Annotated in this window: 8 protein-coding genes; 3 read left to right on the top strand and 5 right to left on the bottom strand. The window is 64.0% G+C overall.

The features are described from left to right. The first annotated feature begins 354 nt into the window (after positions 1-354). Together B3349_RS15705 and B3349_RS15700 are read left to right on the top strand one after the other, a co-directional pair. Positions 355-3,192, top strand: a complete 2,838-nt coding sequence (locus tag B3349_RS15705; protein WP_291590148.1) for an HD domain-containing phosphohydrolase — start codon at positions 355-357, stop codon at positions 3,190-3,192. A 458-nt stretch (positions 3,193-3,650) separates the two neighbouring features. Then, positions 3,651-3,803 carry a hypothetical protein gene (locus B3349_RS15700; protein ID WP_291590146.1) on the top strand — a complete coding sequence of 51 codons (153 nt, stop codon included), beginning with the start codon at positions 3,651-3,653 and terminating at the stop codon, positions 3,801-3,803. Between the two features lie 113 nt (positions 3,804-3,916). Here the strand turns inward: B3349_RS15700 and B3349_RS15695 are convergent, their stop codons facing one another. The 5 genes from B3349_RS15695 to B3349_RS15675 all read right to left on the bottom strand — a co-directional run bounded on the left by B3349_RS15695 (position 3,917) and on the right by B3349_RS15675 (position 9,936). Further along, positions 3,917-5,539: a sensor domain-containing diguanylate cyclase gene (locus B3349_RS15695; RefSeq protein ID WP_291590145.1), complete on the bottom strand. Its 1,623-nt coding sequence runs from the start codon at positions 5,537-5,539 to the stop codon at positions 3,917-3,919. 286 nt (positions 5,540-5,825) lie between these two features. Continuing rightward, positions 5,826-6,602, bottom strand: coding sequence for an SDR family oxidoreductase (locus tag B3349_RS15690; protein ID WP_272971476.1), 777 nt, complete (start codon positions 6,600-6,602; stop codon positions 5,826-5,828). Between the two features lie 462 nt (positions 6,603-7,064). Beyond that, positions 7,065-7,553 (bottom strand): OsmC family protein, encoded by a 489-nt coding sequence (locus B3349_RS15685; protein WP_291590143.1) that lies wholly within the window; start codon positions 7,551-7,553, stop codon positions 7,065-7,067. Positions 7,554-7,740: 187 nt separating this feature from the next. Continuing rightward, the gene (locus B3349_RS15680) at positions 7,741-8,832 is read right to left on the bottom strand and encodes a tripartite tricarboxylate transporter substrate-binding protein (protein WP_291590141.1); all 1,092 of its coding nucleotides are present in this window, start codon (positions 8,830-8,832) and stop codon (positions 7,741-7,743) included. 204 nt (positions 8,833-9,036) lie between these two features. Next, entirely contained in the window at positions 9,037-9,936 is a 900-nt protein-coding gene (locus B3349_RS15675) for a LysR substrate-binding domain-containing protein (protein WP_291590138.1), read from the bottom strand. 157 nt (positions 9,937-10,093) lie between these two features. Between B3349_RS15675 and B3349_RS15670 the strand changes: the two genes are divergently transcribed. Continuing rightward, entirely contained in the window at positions 10,094-10,645 is a 552-nt protein-coding gene (locus B3349_RS15670) for a sugar ABC transporter (RefSeq protein WP_291590137.1), read from the top strand. Positions 10,646-10,660: the final 15 nt, after the last annotated feature.

Below are 10,660 nucleotides of genomic sequence, written 5' to 3'. Positions count from 1 at the left end.
CGAGTCCCGTCCACTCCGCCAGATTTAAAAACCGCTGTCAGCGCAAGCTGCAGCGGTTTTTTGTTGTGCGGTATCTCTTTCTGGGCGGGCCGGAAGCAAGAGGGCAGGCGCTTGGCCCAGGCGGACTTGCCCCCTCGGGCGCAGAGCGACCCTCATCAAAGGTGGCCGCCGCATGCCAGGGGCAGGGAACGCGGCACGAGGTCCCGCCGAGGAGGCTGCATAGGGCGGCAGGCAGCCCGCTGCTTTTTTGCAACGCAGCCCTGGCGATCCATGCATGTAGCTTCCACGGTCTGCTGGGATGCACCGTAAACTGAATGCAATGGCGGGTGCGTCCACCTGCGGAAAGTCGGTCTGATGAACCGCATCCTGTCTGTCCCCCAGCAGTTCCGTATCCGCGTGCACATTGCCGCCTTGACGATGGCCTGCATGGGGCTGGTGGCCGCTTTGCTGATCGGCCTGGGGTGGGTGGCCACCACCCGGCAACTGGTGCAGGATGCGGGCGAGCGCGCGGTGCGCGACACCCTGCTGCTGCGTGAACAGATCCGCCTGCAGCTGATCCCCGCCCAGGGCGCGCTGCGCCAGATCGGCGCAGGCCGTCTGCCGCTGGCGGCGGATGAGCCCGCCCGGCTGCAAGCCCTGAACGTGCTGCTGGGCGAGTTGCGTGCCAACCCGCTGGAAGCCGCCATCTATGTGGCCTACCCGAACGGGGACTTTCTGCTGGGGCGGCCCCTGCGCCTGGCCAGCATCCGCCAGCGCCTGAACGTGCCGGAAAGTGCGGTCTACCTGGTGCAGACCATCAGCCACCAGCCCGATGGCCGCAGCGTCGGCCGTTTTCATTTTCTGAGCGAAGACGGCAAGCTGCAGCAGAGCCAGGAGCGGGCCGATTACCAGTTCGATCCCCGTACCCGCCCCTGGTATGCGCTGGCGCGCGAACACCCGGGCGCTGCCCAGCTGTCCGCGCCGTACCGCTTTGCCACCACACAGCGCCTGGGCGTCACCTTGAGCCAGCAGGCCACCTCGGGCGATGCCGTGGTCGGCATCGACGTGGCCTTTGACGACCTGGAACAGATGCTGGTGGGCCTGCGCACCACCCCCGGCACACGGCTGGCCCTGCTGCACAGCAGCGGCCAGGTGATGGCGGCCACGGTGAACCTGAACAGCAGCGACCGCGACACCCAGCCCATGCTGGACGCCATCGGCGAGCCCGAACTGCTGCGCCTGCAGCAGACCTCCCGGCACACCGGCAAACCGCAGATCCTGACCATCGATGGTCGGCAATGGGTGGGGTTGCACACCCAGATCGATATTGGCCTGAGTGGGGTGTTCGAGCTGCTGCAGATGCTGCCGCTGGACGAGCTGACCGCCGAGGCCCGGCAGCGCGCGCTGTACTTCATCGGGCTGGCCGTGATCCTGGCGCTGTTGCTGCTGCCCCTGGGCTGGGCGGCGGGCAAGGCCATAGGCCGCAGCATCAACCGCCTGCGCGAGCGCAGCCTGCGCATTGCCCGCTTCGACTTCACGGGCAGCCGCCTGCCGGCCAGCCGTGTCAGCGAGGTCGGCGAGCTGTCCCAGGCCATGCAGCACATGGGCGACACCATCGAGGCCTTTCTGAGCCTGACCGAGCGCCTGGCCACGGTACCCGAGGTGGAGCGCATGCTGCAGCAGGTGCTGGAGCAGCTGACGCAGGCCACGCAATCGCAGGCCGCAGCCGTCTACCTGTGGGATGCGCAGGCGGGCAGCATGCAGTGGGCCGCAGAAGCCGGCAGCCTGGTCACGCCGTTGCCGGAGCACTTTGCCTACCCGCCGCTGCCGGTCGCGCCCCATAGCGCGGGAGGAGCGGGCAGCGTGAGCCGGCTGGGCCTGGAACTGCGCGGCCGCCAGGGCGGTCTGCAGGGGCTGCTGGTGCTGGAATTCAAGGCCGACGCCGCGCACGAGGATGAAGCCTTCCAGCGCTTTGCGCACCGACTCTCGGGCATGCTGGCCGTGGCCATCGAGACCCGCCAGCTGCTGGAATCGCAGCGGCGCCTTTTCGATGCCATCATCCAGCTGATTGCCGACGCCATCGACGCCAAGAGCGCGTACACCGGCGGCCATTGCGAGCGCGTGCCGCAGATGGCCATCGAATTTGCGGACCACCTGCACGCAGCCGCCGACGGGCCCTATGCCGACTTCCAGATGAGCGAGAACGAGCGCTATGCCTTCCGCCTGGGGGCCTGGCTGCACGACTGCGGCAAGGTGACCAGCCCGGAACACATCGTCGACAAGGCCACCAAGCTGGAAGCCATCCGCAACCGCATCCACGAGGTGCGGCTGCGCTTCGAGATCCTGTGGCGCGACGCCGAACTGGCGGCCGCGCGCGGCGAACTGGACGCCGCCCAGTTGGCCGCCCGCCAGCAGCAGCTGATCGACGACTTCACGTTTGTGGCCACCTGCAATGTGGGCGGCGAATTCCTGTCCGACGACGCCATCGCCCGGCTGCAGGCCATCGGGGCACAAGGCTGGCAACGCCATTTCGACGACCGCCTGGGCCTGTCCGATGCCGAACTGCGCCAGCTGCAGCAGCTGCGGCCCGAAACCCCGTCGCTGCCCGCCACCGAAGCCCTGCTGGCCGACCTGCCCGAACACCGCATTCCCTGGGGCGAGGACCGCCCCGCCGTGGAGGCGGGCGATCCGCGCAACAAATACGGCTTCGACATGAAGCTGCCGTCCTACCAGCAGAACCTGGGCGAGCTCCACAACCTGGCCATCCGCCGCGGCACGCTGACCGACGAGGACCGCTTCAAGATCAACGACCACATGGTGCAGACCTACATCATGCTCAAGGGGCTGCCCTGGCCGCCGGGGTTGGAGCAGGTGCCGGAGCTGGCCGCCACGCACCACGAGCGCCTGGACGGCAAGGGCTACCCCCGGCGCATCCCCGGCGAACGCCTGGGCGTGCTGGACCGTGTGATGGCGATGTGCGATGTCTTCGAAGCCCTGACCGCCGCCGACCGCCCCTACAAACCACCCAAGACCCTGAGTGAAACCCTGCGCATCATGGCCTTCATGTGCAAGGAGCAGCACCTGGACCCCGGCCTGTTCCGCTACTTCCTGCGCAGCCGCCTGTGGGAAGCGTTTGCCGTGCGCTTCATGAAGCCCGAGCAGCGCGACGCCGTGGACCTGGATGCGCTGGAGGCATTGCTACCCAAGCCATAGGTTTACTTCCCAAGCCGGGGCATCGGTTGTGTGCCACAGGCCCGGCGGTGGCGGGATGGGCAATGGCTGGTCTGGTTCCTGGAGGGGCGGAATTGACCGTGGACAGCAATCGATTCCGGACTGGAAGCTCGCTGGCGCGATGCGCCGCAGAAGGTCATAGCCATCTGGCGAAATCATCTTGACGCTAGATCCTCTGAAGCCCACGCTGGATGCATTGAGCGAAATTAAGTTGGCGGTGCCACTGTGCTACCAATGGCTTGGCATCGTCATCCACCTCGTTTCGCGACTATTTGTAGAGTCGACGTCCGCTTGTTTGAAAGGATCAAATAGATGGGCTACGTTTCTTCAGTTCATTCTTGGTCGGGAGTTGTGGATTCGCAGGTGGCCTTCCACGGCGTGAAAGCAATCGGAAAGCAAGTCACCGGTGCCAGTGGCACGAATGATTGCACTTGCCGCAAATGAAGAAGATTTGGATATACATCGCCGGGGTTGTGCCGTTCGCGTTCTTCTACGAGCCGCTCAAGGCGCTCGTTAGCGGACCGGTCTTCCTCGCTGGCGCAATCACCTATTTGCTTCTGCTGCGAATGCTCGCCGAGAAGCTGGGCAAGTGATGCGATGGGAAGCGGTTGCTACAGGGAGCAAACCTGTTGATTTCCACCCAGAAGTGACCCACTAGCCCCGGCGGGTCAGTTTGGCATGCCCGGCGAATGTCTGGTGGCCAGACCTAGGTTGGGAGCGGCATCCGGGGATCGTGCCCTGGCAGTTCGCCTGTTTCACAGGCTGCGTCACCCTTTGCAGAATCCCGTCGCGACGTCCGCCTGGCCTGCTTGTCCGCATACATGCGCAGATCCGCCTCCCTGAGCACGGTCTGTGTCGAGCTGTTGGATGGGTCGACACTCACAATGCCGAAGCTGGCACCCGGATAGTCGAGGCAGCACTCCGGAAACGCATACCGCCCAATCAGCAGAGGGGCCAAGCGGCTGCGCATGGCCTCCAGGGCCTGGTCCTGGTCTGCGGGGCTTGGCGGATCGATCAGTCCAATGACGACGAACTCGTCACCCCCCAGCCGTCCCAGCATGTCACTCTGACGCAAGCCCATGGTCAAGCGCCGACCGACTTCGACCAGGAATTGGTCGCCAACCTCGTGGCCATAGCTGTCGTTGATCGCTTTGAACCCATCCAGATCCACGAAAGCCACCACCACCCATTGCTGCGTTTTCTTGGCCTGGGCGAACAGCTGCTCCAGGTGGCCCAGCACGTTGCGTCGGTTGGGCAGATTGGTCAACGCATCATGGTTCGCCGCGTACCACTCATCCTGCCGCCGCTCCACCATCAGTCCTATCACGTGACCGCAGAGCAGAATGAAAAGCAGACCCACTGACGCGACCAGTCCGGCCAAGCCAAGGTGCAGCCTGCGCATGGCTGGCAGGTGATCCAAGCTCGCCAGGGTGATCAATTGATATTGGGTGTTGGAGAGCGGCTCATGCCGCAGCAGATAGGGCTTGCCGTCAATGATCCACTGATCCGAGCCGGTCACTACACGTGCATCCAGGGGCTCGCCTGGCTGCTCATCACTGTCCAAGGCGTTGGTCCTTGCTGCAGCCGGCGCAGAACCAGGCGGCAGCAGCGCGCTCGCGTTGCGCAGCATGAATGGCGCGGAAGATGTGGTGGTCACCCGACCTTGGCGATCCAGGATCAGGGCAATGTGGCTCCCGGACAGGTAGGGAACAATATCTGGGGCATCGAACTTGACCGTGACGGAACCCAGGGGCTGGTCGTCCTCGCTCTCAATACGGCTTGCCACGAAATAGGATGGCGTCTTGTTCAGGCGCGCGATGCCGAAGGAATGGCCATTGCCCTCACGCAATGCGTCGACGAGATAGGGGCGACCGGAGTAGATCATTCCCACAATGCTGTCGGACTCCGCCCAGTTGCTGGCGGTGACCGTGTCATCCGACATGTTGTTCATGTAGATGCGGGCATAGCGCAGATCGCCAGACAGCGCATTCATGAAGTCGCCCACTTTGCGCACCAACGGGTCTTGCGTGAATTGCGCTGCACGCTGCTGGCGTGTGAGCTCTGCCAGGTCGGGCGGATCCGTGCGATAGCGGGTGGCGAGCTGGATCACCAGTCCCTGGCGTGCCACCATGTTGGCCACACTCACCATCTCGGTGAACAGCCGATCCATGATGCGTGCGGTGGTTTTGGCTTCGTATTCAGCGCTGGCCGCCAAACGGTCCAACTCCGACGCCACAATTTTCTGTGACATCCACCACCCGAGACTGCCCACCAAGGCCAGCCAGGCGAACGCCACCCCCAGCGTCACCATGCGCACGCTGGATCGCATGGACCGTCTGTGCTGGGCTTGCTGCGGTAATGCCTTGCTCACGTACACCCTCCAGGCCGTTATGAGCAAATGGTAACAAGTACCCTCCCAGCGAACAGTCAGGAAAGGTCATCAGGGCAGCAGGGCGCTCTCGCTGCATGGCGCCTGCCTGTTTCGATGCTGCGCCGGGCCCGCTTACTGTTCCCGCTTGGGGGCGACACCCTTCGGTACCGACATGGGCCTGGCTGGGCTCAGGTTCTTTGAGCCCCGCCAGGCCGCAGGTTCACAGTGCGATCAGATCGGCGGCCTATTTGGTGGTGTAGCCACCATTGATCAAAATGGTTTGACCCGTAATCCACCAGCCGTCGCTGACGAGGTGGCGAATGAACGGAACCACATCCTCGATATCGGTGAGCCCCGTCTTGCTGAAGCCGGACAACGCTGCAGCCGTCTTGTGATAGGCCACCGCATCTGCGCCTTCCGCAGGGTAGAAGAAAGGCGTGTCCATGGGGCCGGGACCCACTGCGGTGACGGAGATGCCACGGGCCCCCAGCTCCTTGGCGGCAGCGCGGGTGTAGTGCTCGACAGGCGCCTTGGTGCCGGCGTAGGAGGCGTAGAACGGCGTGAAGGCGCCGAGCAGGGAGGTCACCAGCGTCACCACCTTGCCGTGGTCGTTGACATGGATGCCAGCCTCTTTGAGGAAGAAGAATGCCGCTTTGCTGTTGACATCCGACATCTCGTCGAACTCGGCTTCGGAAATCTCCTGCATCGGTTTTTTCAGCACCTTGCCCACGGTGTTGATGGCGATATCCGGGCGGCCAAAGGCGGCAACGGTGTCCGCAAACAGCTTTTGCACCGCCGCTGCCTTGGTCAGATCGCCACGCACGGCAATGGCCTGGGCGCCCAGGTCCTTGACGGCCGCAACCGTGGCCAGGGCTTCGGCTTCGCTGGCTGCACTGTTGTAATGAATGGCGATGGCTTTGGCACCTTGTTGTGCCAAATCGCGCGCAATCAGTCCGCCCAGGTTTTTGCCGCCTCCTGCGATGAGAGCAACTTTGTCTTTGATGGCATGGCGATGGGTCATCAGTTTTCTCCAACAAACAGGTGATGTGGAAGCTGAAGAATATCGATACTCAAATTTCGATTGTTAATTTCAATTGTTAAGAATTGACAGCGCAGAAGTCGGGTGAGGGGCATGGCAGGTGTGGACGGGTCCACCTCAGGTGACCGCAACGGGTTGACCTGAGCCTGCTGCAACACCCTGAAGCGGCCCTGCGGGCCGGTGCGTGTCGAACCACGCCATGGAGCGGCTGCTTCCGTGGTGGAAGTGGCCAAGTGGCCAATTGGCCGTAAGCGGCCGTTCAAGACAGGCCGCATGCGACGTCTGGTGTCGGCGGCTGCTGCCGCTCAGGTGGCGGTCCGTGCCGGCAATGGATGGCGGAAGGTGGCGAAAGGGCTTCGCACCATAGCCCGCACAGGGGGGCAGGCCCCCGCTGTGCCCCCTGCATTGCGCCCCTTGTGGTTTCACTTGATCCTGGGCGGTGCGTTACACCGTCAGATCCAAGGTGTAGCCAATCTGGGCAGTGTGCTTGAGGATGCCCAGCGCGGAGCAGTGTGCGTGCACCGACATGTCGACCACGGAGGCGACTGTTTCGCGGTCGGCCTGGGGCGCGGTGATGCGGTAGTGCAGGTGCACCGAGGTGAAGACCCGGGGCGCGGTCGTCGCCCGCTCGGCCTGGGTGTGCACCGTCATGGCGGTGACGTGGATGCCACGCTCCTGCAGCCGGTTGGTGATGTCGTAGGCCGAACAGCCGGTGGCGCCCGAGAGCATCACTTCCAGCGGCGATGCCAGCACCGGCGCACCCGTGCCGGAGGTGGCTGCGGGCACCGTGCCAGCGGGCGCGGGAGCGTCTGGCGCCGTGGTGGACACCTGCTGCAAGGCCGGGGCACGAATGCGCAGGGGCTCGGGGCCCGAGTTTTGCACCTGAAAGAAGGGCGTGGTGCCGTCGGTCAGCAAGGTGAGGGTGCAGTCCATGGAGCAAATCCTTTCTCAGCCCCGCAGTGGGGCCCAATGAACAGAGAACAGAGAACAGCGAAAGCAGGGAAGGGTCTGGCGTGGCCGGGCGCTCAGTGCCGGGTGCAGTCAGCGGTACGGGAGCAGGCACAGGTTAGGGAGACACGTTGTGTATCCAGCCCTGTCCCGCAGGCAATGGGTGACTGTCTCAGGAAATGTGCAGCTGGCTGATCAGCTTGCCGTAGCGGGCGTAGTCCTGCTCCAGCGTGTGCTTCAGCGCCTGGGGGCTTTCGGTCACCGGCTGCATGGCCCATTGCTGCAGCAAGGCCTTGGCCTTGGGGGTTTGCAGCGCCGCATTCACGCTGCGGTTGATTTGTTGCACCAGCGCCGCCGGCATATTGGCAGGGCCCAGCAGCGCCTGCCAGGTGGAGATATCCACCTGCGGGTAGCCGCTTTCGGCAAAGGTGGGAACCTGGGGCAGGAACGGCACCCGCTGGGGGGCGATGACGCCGATGGCGCGCAACTGGCCCGTCTTCAGGAAGTTCTGCACCGGGTTGAGTGTGGTGTACATCAGGGGCACCTGACCGCCCACCAGGTCGGTGATGGCAGGCATGGTGCCCTTGTAGGGAATCTCTTGCAGCTGCATGCCTGCGACCTGGTTGAACAGCTCGCCCACGATGTGCATGGTGGAGCCGTGGCCGGGGCTGGCGTAACCGGGCAGGGCACCGGCCTTGGCCTTTTGCACCAGATTGCGCAAATCGGTAATGCCCGATGCGCTGTTGACCACGGCAATGATGGGCTGGTCAATCAGCTTGGCAATGGGTGTCAGGTCTTTCAGCACGTCGTACGACGGCGTCAGGTGCGGCGCAATGGCCACCGAGTTGGGGGCCACCAGCAGGGTATAGCCATCGGGGGCGTTGGCAATGACTTCGCGCGTACCGATGATGCCGGTGGCACCGGGCTTGTATTCCACCATCACGTTGCTGCCCCATTGGGCACTCAGCAATTCGGCAATCAGCTGGCCCAGAATGCCGGTGTCTCCGGCAGGTGGGTAGGCCACCACAATCTTCACAATCTTGTTGCGGGGAAACCTGGTATCGGCGCCAGCAGCGTTGGCAGTGCCAGCGGTGCTGGGCACCAGCACCTGGGCCTGCACCTGGTGGGCTGCGGCCGCACCGGCCAGCAGCAGCCCCATGGCTTTGCGCCGATTCAGCGGCTGCACGCAGGTGTTGGAAACCAACGCGGAAATGGCATCGACAGTTGCGGCAGCAGACGCCAGAAGTGGGGCAGTATTTTTCATCACGATTACTCACAGTTGCACATGGCATACATGCCAATGGGCGAGAGCCCATGCGACGGAAGCGACAAATTCTATTCCTCTCGCTGGCGGTGACTGCCTGCCGGCGGAGGCCCGCGCTGGGTCTTTGAAGCCACTGCTGCAGCGATAGTCGCTATCAGAAACATAGCGATGCCGGGTCACCACGGGCTGGGGCCAGACCCGTGCTCAGGCAGAACGGGCCGTCTGCGCCTCCGCCAGCATCCAGCGGACAAAGGCCTGCAACGGTGCTTCGCTCAGCCCCAGGGGTTCCGGCAGCACCAGGCAAAAGGTTTTGGCAACGGACGGGCTCGGCGGCCAGGGGGCGAGCAGACGGCCCTGCGCCAGTTCTGCTTCCACATACAGACGCGGCACCAGGGCCACGCCCAGTCCGCGCAGCGCAGCCTCTATCAGCATGGCGTGCAAATCAAAGCGCGACCCCACGGCGGGGTGGGTCAGCGCCACGCCCGTCTCTTCCGCGTAGCGCTGCCAGGCATCCGGGTTCTGCATGCGGTGCAGCCGGGGCAGGGCATCCAGTCCGCCATCCTCCTGAGGGTGCCTGGCCAACAGCGAGGGGCTGCAGACGGGGATCAGCACTTCTTCCAGCAAGCGGTGCGTGCGCATGCCCGCCCAGGCCGGGTGCTCGAAATGCAGCGCCGTATCAAAGCCGCTGCCCGCCAGCACAAAGGGCTCCATGCGTTCGGCAATGTGCAGGGTGATATGCGGGTGGTCCCGCTGAAAGCGCGGAAGGCGCGGAATCAGCCAGCGTGTGGCGAACGTGGGAATGACGGCCAATTGCAAGCTGGCCGCGCCCGTAGGCTGCCCCATCAGGTACTGGCTTTCCCGTTCCAGACGATCCAGGATTTCGCCCACCTGCGCGGCATAGCGCACCCCACTGGGCGCCAGCCGCACGCGGTTGCCCACGCGCTCAAACAGCGCCATCCCCAGAAATTCTTCCAGCCTGGCGATCTGGCGGCTGATGGCGCCTTCCGTCAGCGCCAGTTCCTGCGCGGCACGGGCAAAGCTGCCGTGGCGTGCGGCGGCTTCAAAGGCCTGGAGGGCGGAATTGCTGGGAATCTTGCGTCGCATGGCTGAAGGCAAGCCCAAAGCGCAGCTTGACCAAACATCAATGTAGATCGATTTTATATCGCTATATAGCCCGATTTCCTTTGGATAGCATGACTTTATGGCAATTCAAACGCAGCTTGCACCGCCCAAGCAGCCACCGCTCTCCAAGGAAACCACCATGATCTACACCGTTGAATGCAGCTACGCCGATGCGCAGACCGAAGCCGAATGGAATGACTTCTACAGCCTGCAGAAGCTGCCCGCGCTGATCTCTGTGGCCGGCTTTCAGACCTCGCAGCGCCTCAAGGCGCTGGATGCGGGTGTCCCGGCCGCTGTGCCTGTTTACCTGGCGCTGCACACCATTGATGGGCTTGGCGTGCTGACCGGCGACGACTACCGGGAAAAAGGCGGCGGCAACTTTGCACGCTGGCAGCAGCACATCACGGACTGGCACCGCAACCTCTATGCCTGTGCGCAGGTCGCACCCGCCTTGCAGGCGGGGGACTGGCTGCTGGTGAGCCCGCATGGCCCCGATACCTTGCAGCAGTTGGGTCTGTGCACACTGGCCCTGAAGGCCGTGGCGCTGGAGGGATTTCCGCCGCAACGCTGGATAGCCAGGCTGCCTGCGGCGCAGCGCCCTGCCATGGCCGCATTGCCGCCAGACGTCCAGGCTTATGAAGCCATGACGGAGCAGCTGCGCAGCACCGATATCCCACAAAGCGTCTGCTGAGACCGTGAGGCGATT

Source organism: Comamonas sp. UBA7528 (genome assembly GCF_002479375.1).
Classification (GTDB): Bacteria; Pseudomonadota; Gammaproteobacteria; order Burkholderiales; family Burkholderiaceae_C; genus Comamonas.
This window is presented reverse-complemented; position numbering and strand designations above follow the sequence as displayed.

Coding starts and splice junctions, on each gene's coding strand:
- B3349_RS15705 (WP_291590148.1), top strand. CDS start 355: ATGAACCGCATCCTGTCTGTCCCCCAGCAGTTCCGTATCCGCGTGCAC.
- B3349_RS15700 (WP_291590146.1), top strand. CDS start 3,651: ATGAAGAAGATTTGGATATACATCGCCGGGGTTGTGCCGTTCGCGTTC.
- B3349_RS15695 (WP_291590145.1), bottom strand. CDS start 5,539: ATGCGATCCAGCGTGCGCATGGTGACGCTGGGGGTGGCGTTCGCCTGG.
- B3349_RS15690 (WP_272971476.1), bottom strand. CDS start 6,602: ATGACCCATCGCCATGCCATCAAAGACAAAGTTGCTCTCATCGCAGGA.
- B3349_RS15685 (WP_291590143.1), bottom strand. CDS start 7,553: ATGGACTGCACCCTCACCTTGCTGACCGACGGCACCACGCCCTTCTTT.
- B3349_RS15680 (WP_291590141.1), bottom strand. CDS start 8,832: ATGAAAAATACTGCCCCACTTCTGGCGTCTGCTGCCGCAACTGTCGAT.
- B3349_RS15675 (WP_291590138.1), bottom strand. CDS start 9,936: ATGCGACGCAAGATTCCCAGCAATTCCGCCCTCCAGGCCTTTGAAGCC.
- B3349_RS15670 (WP_291590137.1), top strand. CDS start 10,094: ATGATCTACACCGTTGAATGCAGCTACGCCGATGCGCAGACCGAAGCC.